Here is an 18,113-nt window from a genome sequence, read left to right on the forward strand (position 1 = left end):
TTTAATTTTGAATACAGACAGGTAAGAAATATGTCCATGCGTACCCATTACTGCGGCCTCACTACTGAGGAATTACTCGGCCAAACCGTCAGCCTGTGTGGCTGGGTGCACCGTCGTCGCGATCACGGCGGCGTGATTTTTATTGACTTGCGTGACCGCGAAGGTCTGGTGCAGGTTGTTTGCGATCCTGATCGCGCTGATGTATTCAAAGCTGCTGAATCTGTTCGTAATGAATTCTGTTTGCGTATTACTGGTCTGGTGCGCAATCGCCCAGACGGTACTGGCAATGCCAACCTGAAATCCGGCAAAATTGAAGTGCTGGCGCATAATGTCGAGGTTTTGAATCCTTCCGTTACGCCACCATTCCAGCTCGATGACGACAACCTCTCTGAAACCACACGCCTGACCCATCGCGTGCTGGATCTGCGCCGCCCGCAAATGCAAAACAACCTGCGCCTGCGTTATAAAGTAACGATGGAAGTACGCAAGTTCCTCGATGCGAACGGCTTTATCGATATCGAAACACCGATGCTGACCAAGTCCACGCCTGAAGGCGCACGTGACTATCTGGTGCCATCCCGCGTCAATGCGGGTAACTTCTTTGCTTTGCCGCAATCCCCGCAATTGTTCAAACAATTGCTGATGGTGGCCAACTTTGACCGTTACTACCAGATCACCAAATGCTTCCGTGATGAAGACTTGCGTGCTGACCGCCAGCCAGAATTTACCCAGATCGATTGCGAAACTTCGTTCATGAATGAACAGGAAATCCGCGATATGTTTGAAGGCATGATACGCCTGGTCTTCAAAAACACGCTGGACATCGACCTGCCAAACCCTTTCCCTGTCATGGAATACGCAGAAGCCATGGGCCTGTATGGTTCAGACAAGCCAGACATGCGCGTCAAATTGCAATTCACGGAATTGACAGACATCATGAAAGACGTGGATTTCAAAGTCTTCGCCGGTGCTGCCAACATGGTGAATGGCCGTGTCGTTGGTTTGCGTGTTCCTGGTGGTTCTGCCATCACTCGTGCAGAGATCGATGCCTATACCCAGTTCGTCGGTATCTATGGTGCCAAAGGCCTGGCTTACATCAAGGTCAATAACAAGTCACAGGGCCGTGATGGTTTGCAATCACCTATCGTCAAAAACATCCATGATGCTGCTCTGGCACAAATCCTGGAACGCACAGGTGCACAAGATGGCGACCTGATTTTCTTCGGTGCTGACAAAGCCAAAGTCGTCAATGACGCCATCGGCGCATTGCGCGTCAAAGTTGGCCATAGCGAATTCGGCAAAGGCAATGGCTTGTTTGACGACGTATGGAAGCCATTGTGGGTCGTTGACTTCCCGATGTTTGAACATGATGAAGAAAACGACCGCTGGACAGCGACTCACCACCCATTTACGGCACCAAAAGATGGTCATGAAGATTTGATGGAAACTGATCCGGGCAAATGTATTGCCAAGGCCTACGACATGGTTCTGAACGGTTGGGAACTGGGTGGCGGTTCTGTCCGTATTCACCGTGCTGATGTACAAAGCAAAGTCTTCCGTGCCTTGAAGATTGATGATGCAGAAGCGCAATTGAAGTTTGGTTTCCTGCTGGATGCGTTGCAATACGGCGCGCCTCCACATGGTGGCCTGGCTTTCGGTCTGGACCGTATCGTCACCATGATGACAGGTGCTGAATCCATTCGTGACGTGATCGCTTTCCCGAAAACACAGCGTGCCCAATGTCTGTTGACGCAGGCACCGTCTGAAGTCGACGAAAAGCAATTGCGTGAACTGCACATCCGTCTGCGTGCAGCTGAACCAAAGATCGCGTAATCTGGGTGCATCGTTTTTAATCTGCAAAGCGGGAAACATCAATGAATTTGACAATGCAAGGTAGTAGCAAGAAAGCGCTGTTTTTATTGTTAAGCACAAGCTTGTTTCTCGCTGGTTGCGGAGAAAAGAAAACCGAACTCGGTGAAGGTTCTTCCGAAGTGACAGGTGCGGCTGGTCCCGCCGGTGCCAAAGGGGCCAGCAAGAGCCTGGTCAAGTGTGATGCACCTGTTGCGACGCTGTCTCTGGTGGAAAACCCGAACGGTTACACCATGAGCAGCCAGTACAACCTGCCTTCATCGCCAGTGCCTTTGATACGCCTGCTGGCGCAGCAAAGTGGTTGTTTCCGCGTGGTTGACCGTTCCTCAGGCCTGAAAGCCGTCATACAGGAACAGGAACTGAAAGACCAAGGCATCATCCGCAAGAATTCCACGGTGGCCAAGGGCAAGGGCTATGAAGCGCAATACACCATTACCCCCAGCCTGACTTTTTCTGAAAGCAAGGCCGGTGGCGGCATTGGTGCCATCATGGGCATGATACCCATTGTGAGAAATTTCACCGGTTATGCAGAAAAGGTCAGCTTCAAGGAGGCACAGGTTGTCTTGTTATTGACTGACAATGAAACGACAGAGCAGCTGGCAGCAGCCACCGGTTCTGCCAAATCGACTGATCTTGGCATGGGCGGCCTGAGTTTTGGTGCTGCTGGTGGTGGTTTTGGTGCAGGCTGGAGCAATACCAACGAAGCCAAGGTGATTGTCGCTGCTTTTCTTGACGCACATAATAAACTGGTGCTGCAGGTAAGACATTTGCAGGAAAAAGAATTGCCGCCAGCTGTGCCGACCAAGTAAGTGCGTTAAGCCGGGATGACAAGATGAAAGTTTGAAAAGGGGTCTGCGATTGCAGGCCCCTTTTGTTTTATTTGCTGCTGGATTTCACAGAAATTGCATCGCAGTGCAGCATGATATGTGTTGTCAACTCTTGTTTCTTTTATGTTTTATTGCTGATGAAGCTGCTATAAAGAAACATGCAAAGACTATTTGCATCGGGATGTAGCCAGGATGGCGCAGCTGTGACCACAGAAAAGGAGATAAAGAATGAACGGTTTTGCATATGTGAAGAAGTGCGGCTTCACTGCTATGGCAGTGATTACGATTTTATGCACACCGCTGGCGCATGCAGCAGGTGAACACGGGACCGAGGCAGAAGCTCAGGACATGGTGAAAAAAGCAGTGGCATTGGTCAAATCAGCTGGTGCAGAAAAAGCTCACAAGGTATTTACCGATCACCCCGACGGCGCCTTCAAGGAAAAAGACTTGTATGTATTCGTCTATGATTTTGAGGGCAACTGCCTGGCTCAAGGCGCTAACGCCAAAATGGTAGGGAAGAACCTGATCACTATGAAAGATGTGGATGGTAACGCCTTCATCAAAGGCATGATAGACATGGTGAAAACCAGCTCCAAAGGCTGGTACGGCCCCTATAAATTCAATAATCCTGCCACGCAGACGTATGAACTGAAACGTTCGTATTGCGAGCGCGGAGCCGGTGACAGCATGATTTGCGTGGGTACCTATTTCGCCAAATAGTACATTCACAGTCGAAAATCAGGCAATATTTTTTCGATAAGCGCCAAACTGCCAGACAATGGCGGGGTTGGCGCTTATTTACTTTGTATAACTATAAAAAATGAATTCCATAAAGGCGCTAGAATGGTGTTCTTGAAAATGCTGCATCGCGCTATCTGATCCAACATGCAATTGTATAAAATACCTGAATCCGTACTCGTTGTTATTTATACGCCAGCACTCGACGTATTATTGCTGGAACGTGCTGACAAGCAAGGTTTCTGGCAATCCGTTACCGGCTCCAAAGACACACTGGAAGAAAACTTGCTGGTAACAGCCAGTCGTGAAGTGCATGAAGAAACTGGTATTGATACGGATAAGTTCACTTTAAGCGACTGGCAACTGGTGAACGTCTATGAAATTTACCCGGTATGGCGACATCGTTATGCACCTGGCGTGACAAAAAATACGGAGCATGTGTTCGGCCTTCGTGTCAGTCGTGATGTCCCCATAACGCTGGCACCACGTGAACATTTGCAATATGAATGGTTGCCCTGGCGTGACGCGGCAGACCGCTGTTTTTCTGCCTCCAACGCCGAAGCCATATTGCAATTACCCAAACTTACCTAACCTGAAGAGAGTGCGCATGAAGCTTCGCATCGCGACCTACAATATACACAAGGGCGTCAGTGCGTTTGGCCGTAAGGCACGCATTCACGGCATTAAGGAAGCCATTGATTTGCTTCAGGCCGATCTGGTCTTCCTACAGGAAGTACAGGGGCAGCATGATCATCATGCCGAACTGCATACACACTGGCCACAAGAAGGGCAGCATGATTTTCTGGCTGGCGAATCCCATCATGCGGCTTATGGCATGAATGCCGTCTATGAGCACGGGCATCACGGTAATGCCTTGCTGAGTCGCTACCCCATTTCTTCATTCGTGAACCATGATGTATCTGACCATGCTTATGAGCAGCGCGGGATTTTACATGCTGTCGTGCGGGTGGCCGAGGTAGACGTGCACTGTTTTGTCATTCATCTGGGTTTGTTCGCTGCCAGCCGTCGTCGTCAGGTGCAGGCACTGATACAGGCTATTAAAAAAGACTTGCCTGCCGATGCGCCACTCATCATCGCCGGTGATTTCAATGACTGGGGTAAGCGCCTCAGTCACACTCTGTATCAGGAACTGGGTGTGTTTGAAGCCTTTGATATCGATGCCAGCCATGGTGCATCGCGTTTCTCGCTAAAAGGCATGCGTTCCATGTTTGGAAAAAATACCAGCAAACATGCGCGTACCTTTCCCGCCAGTCTGCCCTGGTTTTGCCTGGATCGCGTGTATCTGCGTGGCTTTAAGGTAAGTGATGCGACTGTCATGACAGGCGCACCGTGGTCCGCCTTGTCTGATCATGTGCCCATTACCGCCAATCTGGAACTGCTGGAAAAAACGCCAAGTAAATGAGCAAATTGCATTTCATTGCGGGCAATGACGTACAGCTTTTACAAAGTGGGGAACAATATTTTCCGGCATTGATTGCAGAAATCAACCAGGCACGCCATGAAGTCTATCTGGAAACCTATATATTTGCTTCTGACCAGACTGCGCAAGCAGTGCAGTCTGCGCTGATCGATGCGGCCGCGCGCGGCGTCTTGGTGCGGGTAGTCATAGACTGGATAGGTAGTGACCGGCAAGCCGCGCTGGACCTGACCCGGCATTTTATTGGCGCAGGCGTTGCCTGTCGCTGTTTTAACCCCTGGTTCAAACGTGGCCTGGCACGCACCCATAGAAAAATTTGTGTGACTGATCAGCAAGTGGCGATTGTAGGTGGCCTGAATATTATCGACGATGCGATTTCCGACGATGGTTCTGCCCGTCCTCTACCGTTTCCGCGCTGGGATTTTGCTGTACGCGTGATGGGGCCACTTGTCAGTCACATACACCTGGAAGTAGAAGCACAGTGGCTGAAAATCGGCAAACTGGATTTGCGCTCGCGGTTCGCCCTGTTGCGGCACTTGCGTGCTGATGCCAAAATGGAGAAGAAGCAAATCACCTCCGCTGCGCTGGTAGTGCGCGACAATTTGCGCAATCGTTCCACCATACAAAAAGCTTACCTGCACGCGCTGGGTACTGCCCGCAAGCGCGCTGTGCTGGTCACCCCTTATTTTGCTCCCGGCAGGAAATTCCGCCGTGCACTGATCGCTGCTGCACGGCGTAAGGTTGAGGTCGTGCTATTGCTTGGCGTGGGACAGTTTGCCCTGCAAGATGCCGTTTCACAGTCTTTTTATCCACGCCTGCTCAAGCATGGCGTACGCATCGTCGAATATCGTAAAACCCAGTTACATGCCAAGGTCGCCGTCATCGATGAAGACTGGGCGACAGTCGGCTCCAGCAATTTTGACGGTTTGAGCCTGTTCGTGAATCACGAAGCCAATATCGTTATCCATGACAAGGGCTTCGCTGAAAAACTGGCTGCCGAACTGGATCAGGGTGTCGCAGACGGCGTCGAGATTTTTCTCAGTGATGTCGAAAAAAAGACCTGGTACCAGCGTGCCTGGTATGGCACGGCTTATCTGATTTATCGGGGTCTGATGCGCATCGTCACTTTCGGGCACTACGGATGAAATTGCACGGGGTCGATTTTACGTCTGCACCGACGCGGCACAAGCGCATTACCATCGCCAGCGGCTGTATGAATGGCGAAGTATTGCAATTGCAGGCATTACATTCCTTGACGGATTTTGCTGCCTTTGAAACCTGGCTGATGCAGCCAGGCCCCTGGATTACAGGCTTTGACCTGCCATTTTCATTGCCTCGCGAACTAGTAGAGCACCTGTGCTGGCCAACTGCCTGGCCTGCATTGATGCGGCATTTGCAAACGATGACAAGGGCTGATCTACGTCTGCAATTCAAGGCCTTTTGCGACGCCCGCCTGGCAGGAAATAAATTTGCCCACCGCGCTACAGATATTCCCGCAGGTTCTTCATCATCAATGAAATGGGTCAATCCACCAGTTGCCTATATGTTGCATGCTGGTGCGCCACGCTTGCTCGAAGCTGGTGTCACAATTCCTGGCATTGTCGATGGTGATCCGCAACGCGTTGCTCTTGAAGCTTACCCCGGCATGGTGGCACGCAGCATTACCAAAGCCTCATACAAAAGCGATGACAAACTCAAACAGACCATGGACCGCAGACATGCACGTGAGCAGATTATAGCGGCGCTGGAAGCGGGCAATACACCGTGGAAAATCAGTCTCGATGCAGGTAAATTCAGGTCAGACCTGCTTGACGACGGCAGCGCTGATTTGCTCGATGCAGTCTTATGTATGGTATTGGCAGCATGGGCCTGGCAAAGATGCGAGCAGAATTATGGTTTGCCGGAGTTTGATGCGTTGGAGGGGTGGATAGTCGGGACTGTGCAAAAATAATGCAGGTGGATTAAGATCTTTGCGGTATTGCATTTCTGCTGTATCTCGATTTTTGGAGCCGGGTATGCCACATTCCTATCTTGAACACGTCAATGTTACAGTCAAAGACATCGATCTCAGTGTTAACTTCATCCAAGCGGCACTACCGGATTGGGAAATACGCGGAGAAGGCAGCATGGACTGGTTTGGCAAGAAAATACGCTGGCTGCACATTGGCACTGGCAGTAGCTATCTTGCCCTGCAAGACGGTGGCGAAGGCGACGGTCTTAATTGGCGCGAACACCAGGTTGGCACCAAACATATCGGTATGGTGGTGCCATCGGTTGACAGCGTCATTCAAAGATTAAGTACGATTGGTTACCTGCCGGATCACTGGGGAGCAGCCCATCCACACAGAAAAAATGTCTATTTCATCGTCAGCGATAATTTGCAGTTTGAATTCATTGAGTATCTTTCTGAACAGGATGCTGAACGTAATGACTATTCGCGATGAGCGACTCCATCCGAGCGACGCCATTCGTTACATCAGATCTTCAAGGCAAGTGCAAAGCTTATCGCTATATATTACTCGTCATCTCTTGTTAGTAATTCCCATAGAAACGCGCTATATGCATCAGCTTGCGGCAATTCATAATCTGTCTTCAAGACATTTCTTTTAATAAGAACTTCTCCATTTTCTTTGGGATTAAAGCCGGTTTTTTCCTCCTCTGCCACGTACAGGCCGGTGCCGCGTTTTTGCCATAATGGCAGGGTCTTGAAATTGATATCCCTGCTTTGCAGCAGAGCTTCTTTTTCAGCCAGTGACTTGCCCTCTATGAAGCTGGTGGTTTCGTTTTGTGATTTGCCTTCTTTCCTGAGCTGCCAGTAACAATGTGCATTCAAGGCATTTCTGTGAGCATCCTCATTGCGCCAGCGAAAATAATCGACAACCAGGTTCCTGCTGGGTAACTGGCAAATGCGGCAATCAAAAGCGGCCACCTGCCCCAGCATAAGGCTGAATTTGGCCGAAGCTTCACCAGCCAGTAGTGAATTGTATTTTCTTAATTTGCGACCAAAGGCATTGATATTCAGGTCGAACAGTAAAGAAATCTCATCGCTCTGGTTATAGGCATAAATAACCTTGAATCCGCAATTCATCAGATGTTTGCAGGTTTCCACCATCAGGTCGCGGAACTTGATGTCAAACGGTGCTTCAAATGCACAGGTTTCTTTGGTCAGACGGGTAAAACCGCGGCCATCAATGCGGGCCACCATATACGTCCCGGTGGGGACATAGTCGTCATGCGCGGTTTCATAGCCGCGCATGACTTTTTCCAGTTCATCAAACTTCATTTTTTCCAATCAGCGGCAGTTAATTTGCCATCTATAAAATCGACGTAATACAAGCGGTCAAAGCCCTCTTCATAGTCGGGAATTTCCAGTTTTCTATGGGTATCCAGGATGCCGACCTTGGGTATCAGGTCCTTGCCTTGCCGCTGGCTATTCCATGCGAGCGCTCTTTCCAGATCAGTTTTGAAATAATAGGCAGTCACCGGCCATTGTCTGGCCTTGATCTGTTGTAAATAGCTTGCCCGGATTACTCTTGTTGGATTGGTGTTGTCGATGACAAAGGGCATGCTGGTGTCTAAGCAGAAATCCAGCAAGCGTGCCCGACGGTTCTTGGTCTTCAGCAGGTCATTGCTGATACGCAGGTGACTATTGAAAAAATGCTCTTTGTAGAAAGAAGATTTACCGCTGGCCTGTAGTCCTATGAAGATGATGGCTTCCATTTATGTGCATGTCAGTTCGTTACGCCTGCATTGTGACATACGATAATGAAGTCAGTTCAGCCGCGTGGCAGCCTTGATGCCATCAGTGATAAAACGCAGCAGGTGTGGTGCTGCTATATCGGCTTGCCGTGCCGGGCACAGGCCATCAGACAGGCGTTCTATGCGGGTGTCGACGACATGGTGCAGCAGGGCACCGAGGGCGAACTGATAGCTCCAGTAGACACTGTCGGCTGGCGCATGGGGCAGGGCATCATGCAATGCAGCAATAAATTCGCGCGCCATCGGGTCATAAAATTCGCGGGTGATGCGTTCACTGGCTTCGTGCTGATCAATGACACCGCGCATGACCATGCGCGAAAAGTTTGCACCTTCGGCTTTTTCATTGAGCTTGAGTACCGGCAGTACAAAGGCGGCGATGATGGCTTCAAGTGCCAGGGCAGGGTCGTCATGCTGTCGCGCTTTGCGCAATTCGCTCAGGCGCTCAGCGATATAGCCACTGTGGTGTTCATAAATGGCATGGTAAAGCTCGTTCTTGGCGCCAAAGTAATAGCCTATCAGTGCGATGGGTACGCCTGCTTCATGCGCAATGTCGCGTATCGACACGCCTTCATAACTTTGCGCGGCAAAGCATTTCTCAGCGGCAACCAGAATGGCGCGTTTTTTTCCACTTAGTTCTTCAACAGAGCTCATGAGCTGATCCGACCAAATTGGGAAATCTATAAAAATGCAAAACCCTGCCGAATTGTACGGTCGTTCAGTTTCTTGTCTATGCGCACTGCAACATGGTTTAGTTTGTTGTATGCACAAAGATTGGGCAAAAATGCCTTGTATTTGCCTGCCAGCTGCCATACATTGCTTCAAAATAGAATGAACGTATTAATTTGGAGACCAGGCAAATTTGTCGGCGCAAAACCCGCTTTTTTTGCCGCGTTACCTACCTCAGAATGAAAAGCAGCTTGATGACCATAAGTGAAACCACCCGCATCGATAAATGGCTCTGGGCAGCCCGATTCTTCAAGACCCGCAGTCTTGCCACAGATGCCGTTGAATTAGGGCGTGCATTACAAAACGAGCAGCGTGTGAAGCCTGCCCATAGCGTGAAGCTGGGTGATCTCATCGAAGTGCATCAGGCTGAACAAGTCTGGCAAGTCAGGGTATTGCGTATTCTGGACGTACGCGGCTCGGCGACTGTTGCCCAGACCATGTATGAAGAAACCGCCGAAAGTGCTGCCCGGCGCGCTAAAGCGGCCGAAGATAGAAAATACTACCGCGAACCGGCTGCAAACCTCAACGGCAGGCCGACCAAGCGCGATCGTCGCCAGATCGATTTCACCCGCGGCTAAGCAGGTATTTGGAACTGAATTCCCCGTGCAAAGACGAAAGGATGGAAAACAAATAGATACTCTCCTCTAAAGACGGAATCTGGTTTGACTTTTCATGCGCTGTGCATAATAGTACGAGCGTTCGATAAATTCATTTGTTTGCATCACTTTTTGCTTCACTTAATGGTCACTACGGGCAGACATGAATCTTTTCAACACAATCAATGTAATATGAATATGACATCAAAATTCATGCGCAAGGGGGAACTGACCCGCGCCGCCATTCTGGATGTAGCCTTGGATGCTGCCAGCCGTGATGGTATCGAGGGGCTGACCATAGGTTTGCTGGCCGACAAGATGAACATGAGCAAGTCTGGCGTGTTTGCCCATTTCGGTTCGCGTGAAGATTTACAGATCGAAGTGCTGAAGCTATACCACCATCATTTCGAGCAAGAGGTGTTTTACCCAAGCATGAAAGAAGAACGTGGCTTGCCGCGTTTGCAGTCCATGTTTGCCTTATGGGTCAAGCGCGTCACGGTAGAGATTGCATCTGGCTGTATCTATATCAGCGGTGCAGCCGAATACGATGACAGGGCAGGGCCCATCAGGGATGAACTGGTTGGTATGGTCCACGCGTGGCAGGGTGCCTTGCACCGCGCTGCAGCACAGGCGATACAACTGGGCCATTTGCGTGATGATGTCGAACCTGAACAGATTGTGTATGAGATGTATGGCCTCATATTAGCCCTGCACCATGATGCGCGTTTCCTGCGCAAGCCGGGCAGTGTAGGCCGTGCCGAGATAGGATTTGAACGAATGATCGAGTATTACGCGCCGGTGCATATCACTGCCTGATTTTGATAGGTTTTGACAGGCTTTTACAGACACCGCCGCAAAAAATTTAGCATCCACATTTACCGTTTTAACTTTGCCGTCAGGAGAAAATCATGGGTCAATATATCGCTCCATTGCGTGATATGCAGTTCGTGTTGCATGAGCTGTTGAATGTAGAAGAAGAATTGAAACAGCTGCCCAAGCACGCTGATGTTGATGGCGACATCATCAACCAGATTTTGGAAGAAGGCGGCAAGTTCACTGCCAATGTATTGTTCCCGTTGAACCACTCCGGTGACCGCGAAGGCTGCCACCACGACAAGACCAACCACACAGTCACGACACCAAAAGGCTTTAAAGAAGCCTACAAACAATATGTCGAAGCTGGCTGGCCTGCATTGTCTTGCGACCCGGAATTCGGCGGCCAGGGCTTGCCACTGGTGGTCAACAATTCTTTCTATGAAATGTTGAATTCATCCAACCAGGCCTGGTCCATGTACCCAGGTTTGTCGCATGGTGCTTATGAATGTATTCATGAACATGGCACACCAGAACAAAAATCCCTGTACCTGCCTAAGCTGATTTCTGGCGACTGGACCGGCACCATGTGCCTGACCGAGCCACATTGCGGCACTGACCTGGGCATGCTGCGTTCCAAAGCAGAACCACAGGCTGACGGCAGCTACAAAATCACAGGCGCAAAGATTTTCATCTCTGCCGGTGAACATGATATGGCTGAGAACATCATCCATCTGGTGCTGGCACGTTTGCCAGGTGCACCAGAAGGATCGAAAGGTATTTCCCTCTTCATCGTTCCTAAATTCCTGTCGAATGCAGATGGCAGCATCGGTGAACGCAATCCTATTTTCTGCGGTGCGATCGAAGAAAAAATGGGCATCCACGGCAATTCCACTTGCCAGATGAACCTGGACGGCGCAACTGGCTGGCTCATCGGTGGTCCTAACAAGGGTTTGAACGCGATGTTCGTGTTCATGAATGCTGCACGCCTGGGCGTGGGCATGCAAGGCCTGGGTCTGACAGAAGTTGCTTACCAAAATGCCCTGGTTTACGCTAAAGACCGTATCCAGATGCGTAGTCTGTCTGGCCCTAAAGCACCGGACAAACCAGCTGACCCTATCATCGTCCACGCTGACGTACGCCGCATGCTGTTCACAGCAAAAGCCTATGCTGAAGGTGCACGTGCATTCTGTTCTTACGTTGCCCTGCAACTGGATAAAGAATTCAACCATCCTGATGAACAAGTCCGCAAAGATTGCGCTGACGAAGTCGCCTTGCTGACGCCAGTCATCAAAGCCTTCATCACTGACAATGCATGGACTGCGACGTCTGAATGTCTGCAAGTTTACGGCGGCCATGGCTTTATCGCTGAATGGGGCATGGAGCAGTATGTACGCGATGCCCGCATCAACATGATTTATGAGGGCACGAACACGATCCAGTCCCTCGATTTGCTGGGTCGTAAAATCTTGATGGACAACGGTGCAAAACTGCGCAAGTTCGGCGCCAAGGTACAGGCTTTTGTTGAAGCCAATGGCACTAACGAAGCACTGGCAGAATTCATCACACCTTTGGCTGAGTTGGGCGACAAGGTCACCAAGCTGACTATGGAAATCGGCATGAAAGCCTTCCAGAACCCGGATGAAGTTGGCGCTGCTGCCGTACCTTACCTGCGCGTAGTTGGTCATCTGGTTTACAGCTATTTCTTTGCACAAATGGCAAAAATCGCTCTTGAAAAACAAGATTCTGGCGACAAGTTCTATGTCTCCAAACTGGCAACAGCACGTTTCTACTTTGCCCGCCTGTATCCGGAAACAGCGATGCTGATCCGCCAGGCACGTTCTGGCTCTGCCAACCTGTTGTCACTCGAAGCTGACTTGTTCTAATCAAACATTCGCGCCATCCCATGTGGATGGGCTGGCGCGAAACTCTTGAGGTTAAAAATGACCAATTTCATCGTTAAAAAAGTCGCCGTTCTGGGCGCTGGCGTGATGGGTGCGCAAATCGCTGCCCACTGCATCAATGCAAAAGTGCCTGTCGTCCTGTTCGATCTGCCAGCCAAGGAAGGTCCGAAAAACGGCATCGTCCTGCGCGCTATCGAGAACTTGAAAAAGTTGAATCCTGCGCCACTGGGCAACAAGGATGATGCAGCCCTCATCGAAGTCGCCAACTACGAAGACAACCTCGACGTGCTGGCCGGTTGCGACCTGATCATCGAAGCCATTGCAGAACGCATGGACTGGAAACATGATCTTTACAAAAAAGTGTCCCCGCACATTGCACCAAATGCGATTTTCGCATCCAACACTTCCGGCCTGTCCATCACTGCCTTGTCTGACGGCTTTGATGCAGAACTGAAAGCCCGTTTCTGTGGCGTGCACTTCTTCAACCCACCGCGCTATATGCACCTGGTGGAATTGATCCCTACCGTCGCAACACGTCCAGAAATCATCGACCAGCTCGAAGGTTTCCTGACAACGACTCTGGGTAAAGGCGTAGTCCGCGCTAAAGATACACCTAACTTCATCGCCAACCGCGTCGGTATCTTCGGTATGCTGGCAACGATTTATGAAGCAGAAAAATTTGGTCTGACTGTCGATGTCGTCGACGATTTGACAGGCAAAAAACTGGGCCGTGCTTCTTCCGGTACTTTCCGTACTGCTGACGTGGTGGGTCTCGATACCATGGGCCATGTCATCAAGACTATGCAAGACAATCTGTCTGATGATCCTTTCTTCGCTGTCTATAAAACACCTGAAGTGCTGGCCAAACTGGTCGCTGCAGGCGCCCTGGGGCAAAAATCTGGTGCAGGCTTTTACAAAAAAGTCGGCAAGGACATCCAGCGTCTGGACTTCGCCACAGCACAATATGTGACTGGCGGCGCCAAGGCTGACGACGTTGTCGCCCGCATGCTCAAAGAAAAAGACCCGGTCAAGAAAATGAAGACCTTGCGTGAATCGACCAATGTACAGGCGCAGTTCCTGTGGGCGATTTTCCGTGATGCCTTCCACTACATCGCTGTGCATGGTGCGACGATTGCTGACAATGCACGCGACATCGACTTCGCCATGCGCTGGGGCTTTGGCTGGAATGTAGGCCCGTTCGAAACTTGGCAGGCATCTGGCTGGCAAGAAGTGGCTGGCTGGGTAAAGGAAGATATCGATGCAGGCAAGGCGCTGTGCAATGCGCCGTTGCCAGCCTGGGTATTTGACGGACGCACTGGTGTACACACCGCTGAGGGTTCATGGTCACCTGCAAGCAACACTTACGTACCACGCTCCACATTGGCTGTGTATGATCGTCAGGCTTTCCGTGCACCAGTACTGGGCACAGGCGTGGCAACTGGCGCAACTGCCGGTACGACTTTCTTTGAAGATGAATCCGTCCGTATCTGGCATCAGAATGATGACGTCCTGGTCTTGTCACTGAAAACCAAGATGCATGTGATTGGCCCAGGCGTGATCGAAGGCATGGAAAAAGCCATCACTGAAGCCGAGAAAAACTTCAAAGGTCTGGTCATCTGGAGTGCAGATGCAGCTGACGGCGGCGCTTTCTCTGCCGGTGCTGATTTGCAAGCGATGCTGCCTTTGTTCATGTCCGGTGGTGTCAAAGCAATCGAGCCAGCAATCTCCCGCTTGCAAAATGCGCATCAGGCCTTGAAATATGCAAACATCCCTGTAGTGGCTGCCGTATCTGGCCTGGCACTGGGTGGTGGTTGTGAATTGATGATGCACACAGCCAAACGCGTGGCATCCATCGAGTCTTACATCGGTCTGGTAGAAGTCGGCGTAGGCCTGGTACCTGGCGGTGGTGGTTTGAAAGAAGCCGCAGTACGTGCAGCGGCAGATGCCAAAGGTACAGATTTGCTGCAGTTCCTGAAAAACTACTTCACCAATGCAGCGACAGCCGCCGTCTCCAAATCGGCGCTGGAAGCACAGAAGATGGGTTATCTGTCTGCGGATGATGTGATCGTCTTCAACCCTTACGAATTGCTGCACGTCGCGAAAGTTGAAGCACGCGCCATGTTTGATGCCGGTTACCGCGCCCCTATGCGCAAACTGGTGCCAGTCACTGGCCGTCATGGCATCGCCACGATCGCTGCACAACTGATCAATATGCGTGATGGCGGTTTCATTTCTGCACATGATTTCAAACTGGGCAAAATGATTGCTGAAGTGGTCAGTGGTGGCGACATCGATAATGGCAGCCTGGTCAGCGAACAATGGTTGCTCGACATGGAGCGCAAGGCGTTTATGGAATTGCTGAATCATCCAAAAACACAAGAGCGCATTATGGGCATGATGCAAACTGGCAAGCCAGTCCGTAACTAATCGAGGTACATTAACATGACTAAACAACTCCAAGACGCCTACATCGTCTCAGCTACCCGTACCCCGATCGGTAAATCTGGTCGTGGCATGTTCCGTAACACCCGCCCTGATGACTTGCTGGTACGTGTGCTGCAATCTGCTTTTGCACAAGTGCCTAATCTTGATCCCAAGCTGGCTGAAGACGCCATCATCGGTTGCTCTTTCCCTGAAGGCCCGCAAGGTCTGAACCTGGCGCGTATGGGCATCTTGCTGGCAGGTTTGCCTAACAGCATCGGTGGCGTCACCATCAACCGTTATTGCGCATCCGGCATTACTGCTGTTGCCATGGCGGCAGACCGCATCCGCGTTGGCCAGGCTGACGTGATGATCGCTGGCGGTGTCGAATCCATGTCCATGGTGCCTATGATGGGTAATAATCCATCAATGAACATGGACATCCTGAAAGATGAGAACGTAGGCATGGCCTACGGCATGGGTTTGACCGCAGAAAAAGTGGCCCAGCAATGGAAAGTATCCCGCGAAGCACAAGATGCATTTGCCCTGCAATCGCATCAACGTGCCATCGCTGCGCAAAACGCAGGCTACTTTGATGCTGAGACAACGTCTGTCGACATCATCGACCGCGTGCCTAACCTGGCAACGGGCGAAATTGAACTGAAAACCCGTACCGTCAGCCGTGACGAAGGCGCACGTCCAGATACCTCCATCGAAGGTCTGGCAAAACTGAAACCCGTATTTGCCGCCAAAGGCAGCGTTACTGCAGGTAACAGTTCGCAAACTTCCGACGGCGCTGGTGCGCTGATCCTCGTCAGCGAAAAAATCCTGAAAGAATTCAACCTGACGCCACTGGCACGTTTCGCTTCTTTCGCAGTACGCGGCGTACCACCAGAAATCATGGGTATCGGTCCTAAAGAAGCCATCCCGGCAGCATGCCGTGCCGCTGGCATCACCCAAGACCAGATCGACTGGTTTGAATTGAATGAAGCTTTTGCAGCACAATCCCTGGCCGTAGTACAAGACCTGGGCCTGGACCCATCCAAGGTCAACCCTATGGGCGGCGCGATTGCCCTGGGCCACCCACTGGGTGCAACTGGAGCGATCCGTTCTGCAACGACTATCCATGCCCTGCATCGCAACAACCTCAAATACGGCATGGTCACCATGTGCGTAGGTACAGGTATGGGCGCTGCCGGTATTTTTGAACGCATGTAATTTCTCGTGTTTGCCTGAATAAAATTAAACCGCGCAGACTGAAACTGCGCGGTTTTTTTTAAGGAGCTGTGATGGAGACGATACAAATTATTCCCGCTGACGGTACTTCGCTGACAGCAAAAAAATTTACACCCACAGGCGCAATAAAATCAGTCGTCGTCATGCCGGCGGCCATGGGCGTGAAGCAGAATTTTTACGAGCCCTTTGCCGAATTTTTGGCAGAAAATGGCATTGCCGTACTGAGTTTTGATTATCGCGGCATGGGTGAATCCATCCCCGCGCAATACCGCAATTCATTACGTGGCTTCGATGCAGACATCCTGGTCTGGGCAGAGCGCGACTACAATGCCGCCCTGAAAACTGCCAAGGAATGGCAGCCGGATGTACCCTTGCTCATCGTCGGCCATTCCCTCGGTGGACAGTTGCCTGGCCTGGTACCAGATAATCACCTCATTGACGGCATGCTGACCGTAGGTTGCGGCAGCGGCTACTGGCGCGATAATGCGCCACAATTGAAACGTATGGTGTGGCTGATGTGGTATTTCCTTGTGCCTTTGTACACGCGTATCTGGGGTTACTTCCCGGGTAAAAAAATGCGCAAGGTCGGCGATTTGCCCAAGGGTGTGATTTACCAATGGTCACGCTGGTGTCGCAGCCCTGAATATTTTGTCGAGAAGGACGGCAGCCCCATGCAAACCGGCCACCATAAAATCCATAAGCCCATACTTTGCATGAGCTTCACCGACGATGAAATGATGAGCCGGCGCAGCATAGACAGCATGCATGACCATTACAGCAACGCAAAGATTGAACGCCGGTATATCAATCCCAAAGACGTTGATGCCAAACGCATCGGCCATTTTGGATTTTTCCGCCCACAGTTCCGCAACACGCTTTGGCAGCAAGCCTTACAATGGCTGACTACTGCACCACAATCTACCTGATCTATACCTGAGCAATACCTGACATTAAGAGACGACAATAATGGATATCCTGACCCACAAAGAAAACGGAATTTTGACGATCAATTTCAATCGTCCAGAAAAGAAAAACGCCATCACCCAGGCCATGTACCAGGCCATGGCAGATGCACTGCGCGATGCAGAAACAGACGTGGCCGTACGCGCCATCCTCATCACCGGCAAACCAGAAATTTTCACCGCCGGTAATGATCTTGAAGACTTCATGAAAAACGCCCGCAGTCTGGCCGAGCCAGATGCCGTGCCACCCGTCTATCAATTCATGCAAACCCTGAATGAGTCTGGCAAACCTGTGATTGCCGCCGTCTCTGGTGCCGCAGTCGGTATAGGCACCACGCTGCTCATGCATTGCGACATGATTTACCTGGCCGAGAACGCCAAACTCTCCATGCCCTTCACCCAGCTTGGCCTGTGCCCTGAGTTTGCCTCCAGCATGATATTCCAGCAAATCGTCGGCTATCAACGCGCCGCAGAAAAACTCATGCTCGGTGAAGCCTTCACTGCCGCAGAAGCGTTTGAAATCGGCTTCGTCAACAAGGTCTTGCCACTCGAAGCACTATTACCCTACGCCCAGGAGCAGGCTGCCAAGCTGGCTGCCCTGCCAGCAGCATCCATACGCGCTACCAAGCGATTGATGAAAGGCGCACAGCCTGCCGCCATCAGTGCCAAGATGGCAGAAGAAAACAAGTACTTCTCAGCGATGCTGAATGCACCAGAAGCAAAAGAAGCGTTCATGGCCTTCTTTCAAAAACGGAAGCCAGATTTTAGTCAGTTTAATTAAAACAGAACCCCAATAAGGACATAGTAACTACCTGAATTGACAA

General features: G+C 50.9%; 18 protein-coding genes. 15 read left to right on the forward strand and 3 right to left on the reverse strand.

Going from position 1 to position 18,113, the window contains the following annotated elements; all coding sequences use genetic code 11:
- Positions 1–30: 30 nt before the first annotated feature.
- From aspS to ACO0LH_RS09305, 8 genes are all read left to right on the forward strand, one after another.
- On the forward strand, positions 31–1,833 hold the full coding sequence (gene aspS / locus ACO0LH_RS09270; protein WP_422940790.1) for an aspartate--tRNA ligase: 1,803 nt from the start codon (positions 31–33) through the stop codon (positions 1,831–1,833).
- Positions 1,834–1,874: 41 nt separating this feature from the next.
- Positions 1,875–2,678, forward strand: a complete 804-nt coding sequence (locus ACO0LH_RS09275; RefSeq protein ID WP_422940791.1) for a CsgG/HfaB family protein — start codon at positions 1,875–1,877, stop codon at positions 2,676–2,678.
- A gap of 246 nt (positions 2,679–2,924) precedes the next feature.
- Positions 2,925–3,416, forward strand: coding sequence for a cache domain-containing protein (locus ACO0LH_RS09280; protein ID WP_422940792.1), 492 nt, complete (start codon positions 2,925–2,927; stop codon positions 3,414–3,416).
- Between the two features lie 165 nt (positions 3,417–3,581).
- Positions 3,582–4,025, forward strand: a complete 444-nt coding sequence (gene nudB, locus ACO0LH_RS09285; protein WP_422940793.1) for a dihydroneopterin triphosphate diphosphatase — start codon at positions 3,582–3,584, stop codon at positions 4,023–4,025.
- A 16-nt stretch (positions 4,026–4,041) separates the two neighbouring features.
- Positions 4,042–4,857 carry an endonuclease/exonuclease/phosphatase family protein gene (locus ACO0LH_RS09290; protein ID WP_422940794.1) on the forward strand — a complete coding sequence of 272 codons (816 nt, stop codon included), beginning with the start codon at positions 4,042–4,044 and terminating at the stop codon, positions 4,855–4,857.
- A complete protein-coding gene (gene clsB, locus ACO0LH_RS09295; protein WP_422940795.1) occupies positions 4,854–6,017 on the forward strand; it encodes a cardiolipin synthase ClsB in 1,164 nt (387 codons plus the stop codon). The genes ACO0LH_RS09290 and clsB overlap by 4 nt, the downstream gene beginning before the upstream one ends.
- Positions 6,014–6,823, forward strand: a complete 810-nt coding sequence (locus ACO0LH_RS09300; protein ID WP_422940796.1) for a DUF429 domain-containing protein — start codon at positions 6,014–6,016, stop codon at positions 6,821–6,823. Before clsB ends, ACO0LH_RS09300 begins: the two co-directional genes overlap by 4 nt.
- A gap of 64 nt (positions 6,824–6,887) precedes the next feature.
- Complete coding sequence (locus ACO0LH_RS09305) at positions 6,888–7,316, forward strand: VOC family protein (RefSeq protein ID WP_422940797.1); 429 nt, start codon at positions 6,888–6,890, stop codon at positions 7,314–7,316.
- Between the two features lie 71 nt (positions 7,317–7,387).
- On the opposite strand, the gene ACO0LH_RS09310 is transcribed toward ACO0LH_RS09305, so the two are convergent.
- From ACO0LH_RS09310 to ACO0LH_RS09320, 3 genes are read right to left on the reverse strand one after another with little or no spacing between them, the layout of a single operon-like run.
- On the reverse strand, positions 7,388–8,155 hold the full coding sequence (locus tag ACO0LH_RS09310) for a tRNA(His) guanylyltransferase Thg1 family protein (RefSeq protein WP_422940798.1): 768 nt from the start codon (positions 8,153–8,155) through the stop codon (positions 7,388–7,390).
- Positions 8,152–8,592 (reverse strand): AAA family ATPase, encoded by a 441-nt coding sequence (locus ACO0LH_RS09315; protein ID WP_422940799.1) that lies wholly within the window; start codon positions 8,590–8,592, stop codon positions 8,152–8,154. Before ACO0LH_RS09315 ends, ACO0LH_RS09310 begins: the two co-directional genes overlap by 4 nt.
- A 51-nt stretch (positions 8,593–8,643) precedes the next feature.
- Positions 8,644–9,282 carry a TetR/AcrR family transcriptional regulator gene (locus ACO0LH_RS09320; RefSeq protein WP_422940800.1) on the reverse strand — a complete coding sequence of 213 codons (639 nt, stop codon included), beginning with the start codon at positions 9,280–9,282 and terminating at the stop codon, positions 8,644–8,646.
- A gap of 269 nt (positions 9,283–9,551) precedes the next feature.
- Here ACO0LH_RS09320 and ACO0LH_RS09325 point away from each other — a divergent pair, with 269 nt between their 5' ends.
- From ACO0LH_RS09325 to ACO0LH_RS09355, 7 genes are all read left to right on the forward strand, one after another.
- Entirely contained in the window at positions 9,552–9,935 is a 384-nt protein-coding gene (locus ACO0LH_RS09325; protein ID WP_422941167.1) for an RNA-binding S4 domain-containing protein, read from the forward strand.
- Positions 9,936–10,166: 231 nt separating this feature from the next.
- Entirely contained in the window at positions 10,167–10,769 is a 603-nt protein-coding gene (locus ACO0LH_RS09330; RefSeq protein ID WP_422941168.1) for a TetR/AcrR family transcriptional regulator, read from the forward strand.
- Positions 10,770–10,861: 92 nt separating this feature from the next.
- Entirely contained in the window at positions 10,862–12,652 is a 1,791-nt protein-coding gene (locus tag ACO0LH_RS09335) for an acyl-CoA dehydrogenase C-terminal domain-containing protein (RefSeq protein WP_422940801.1), read from the forward strand.
- Positions 12,653–12,709: 57 nt separating this feature from the next.
- Entirely contained in the window at positions 12,710–15,097 is a 2,388-nt protein-coding gene (locus tag ACO0LH_RS09340) for a 3-hydroxyacyl-CoA dehydrogenase/enoyl-CoA hydratase family protein (protein ID WP_422940802.1), read from the forward strand.
- A gap of 15 nt (positions 15,098–15,112) precedes the next feature.
- On the forward strand, positions 15,113–16,309 hold the full coding sequence (locus ACO0LH_RS09345; protein ID WP_422940803.1) for an acetyl-CoA C-acyltransferase: 1,197 nt from the start codon (positions 15,113–15,115) through the stop codon (positions 16,307–16,309).
- Between the two features lie 71 nt (positions 16,310–16,380).
- Positions 16,381–17,253, forward strand: a complete 873-nt coding sequence (locus tag ACO0LH_RS09350) for an alpha/beta fold hydrolase (RefSeq protein ID WP_422940804.1) — start codon at positions 16,381–16,383, stop codon at positions 17,251–17,253.
- 40 nt (positions 17,254–17,293) lie between these two features.
- The gene (locus ACO0LH_RS09355) at positions 17,294–18,070 is read left to right on the forward strand and encodes an enoyl-CoA hydratase (RefSeq protein ID WP_422940805.1); all 777 of its coding nucleotides are present in this window, start codon (positions 17,294–17,296) and stop codon (positions 18,068–18,070) included.
- Positions 18,071–18,113 lie beyond the last annotated feature (43 nt).

Source organism: Undibacterium sp. TJN19, assembly GCF_049339485.1.
Classification (GTDB): domain Bacteria; phylum Pseudomonadota; class Gammaproteobacteria; order Burkholderiales; family Burkholderiaceae_D; genus Undibacterium.

Excerpts from the sequence above, each read along its gene's own strand:
- ACO0LH_RS09275 (WP_422940791.1), top strand. The coding sequence starts at position 1,875 with ATGAATTTGACAATGCAAGGTAGTAGCAAGAAAGCGCTGTTTTTATTG.
- ACO0LH_RS09305 (WP_422940797.1), top strand. The coding sequence starts at position 6,888 with ATGCCACATTCCTATCTTGAACACGTCAATGTTACAGTCAAAGACATC.
- ACO0LH_RS09280 (WP_422940792.1), top strand. The coding sequence starts at position 2,925 with ATGAACGGTTTTGCATATGTGAAGAAGTGCGGCTTCACTGCTATGGCA.
- ACO0LH_RS09310 (WP_422940798.1), bottom strand. The coding sequence starts at position 8,155 with ATGAAGTTTGATGAACTGGAAAAAGTCATGCGCGGCTATGAAACCGCG.
- ACO0LH_RS09300 (WP_422940796.1), top strand. The coding sequence starts at position 6,014 with ATGAAATTGCACGGGGTCGATTTTACGTCTGCACCGACGCGGCACAAG.
- clsB (WP_422940795.1), top strand. The coding sequence starts at position 4,854 with ATGAGCAAATTGCATTTCATTGCGGGCAATGACGTACAGCTTTTACAA.
- ACO0LH_RS09320 (WP_422940800.1), bottom strand. The coding sequence starts at position 9,282 with ATGAGCTCTGTTGAAGAACTAAGTGGAAAAAAACGCGCCATTCTGGTT.
- ACO0LH_RS09340 (WP_422940802.1), top strand. The coding sequence starts at position 12,710 with ATGACCAATTTCATCGTTAAAAAAGTCGCCGTTCTGGGCGCTGGCGTG.
- ACO0LH_RS09345 (WP_422940803.1), top strand. The coding sequence starts at position 15,113 with ATGACTAAACAACTCCAAGACGCCTACATCGTCTCAGCTACCCGTACC.
- ACO0LH_RS09355 (WP_422940805.1), top strand. The coding sequence starts at position 17,294 with ATGGATATCCTGACCCACAAAGAAAACGGAATTTTGACGATCAATTTC.
- aspS (WP_422940790.1), top strand. The coding sequence starts at position 31 with ATGTCCATGCGTACCCATTACTGCGGCCTCACTACTGAGGAATTACTC.
- ACO0LH_RS09315 (WP_422940799.1), bottom strand. The coding sequence starts at position 8,592 with ATGGAAGCCATCATCTTCATAGGACTACAGGCCAGCGGTAAATCTTCT.
- ACO0LH_RS09350 (WP_422940804.1), top strand. The coding sequence starts at position 16,381 with ATGGAGACGATACAAATTATTCCCGCTGACGGTACTTCGCTGACAGCA.
- ACO0LH_RS09290 (WP_422940794.1), top strand. The coding sequence starts at position 4,042 with ATGAAGCTTCGCATCGCGACCTACAATATACACAAGGGCGTCAGTGCG.
- ACO0LH_RS09325 (WP_422941167.1), top strand. The coding sequence starts at position 9,552 with ATGACCATAAGTGAAACCACCCGCATCGATAAATGGCTCTGGGCAGCC.
- ACO0LH_RS09330 (WP_422941168.1), top strand. The coding sequence starts at position 10,167 with ATGCGCAAGGGGGAACTGACCCGCGCCGCCATTCTGGATGTAGCCTTG.
- ACO0LH_RS09335 (WP_422940801.1), top strand. The coding sequence starts at position 10,862 with ATGGGTCAATATATCGCTCCATTGCGTGATATGCAGTTCGTGTTGCAT.
- nudB (WP_422940793.1), top strand. The coding sequence starts at position 3,582 with ATGCAATTGTATAAAATACCTGAATCCGTACTCGTTGTTATTTATACG.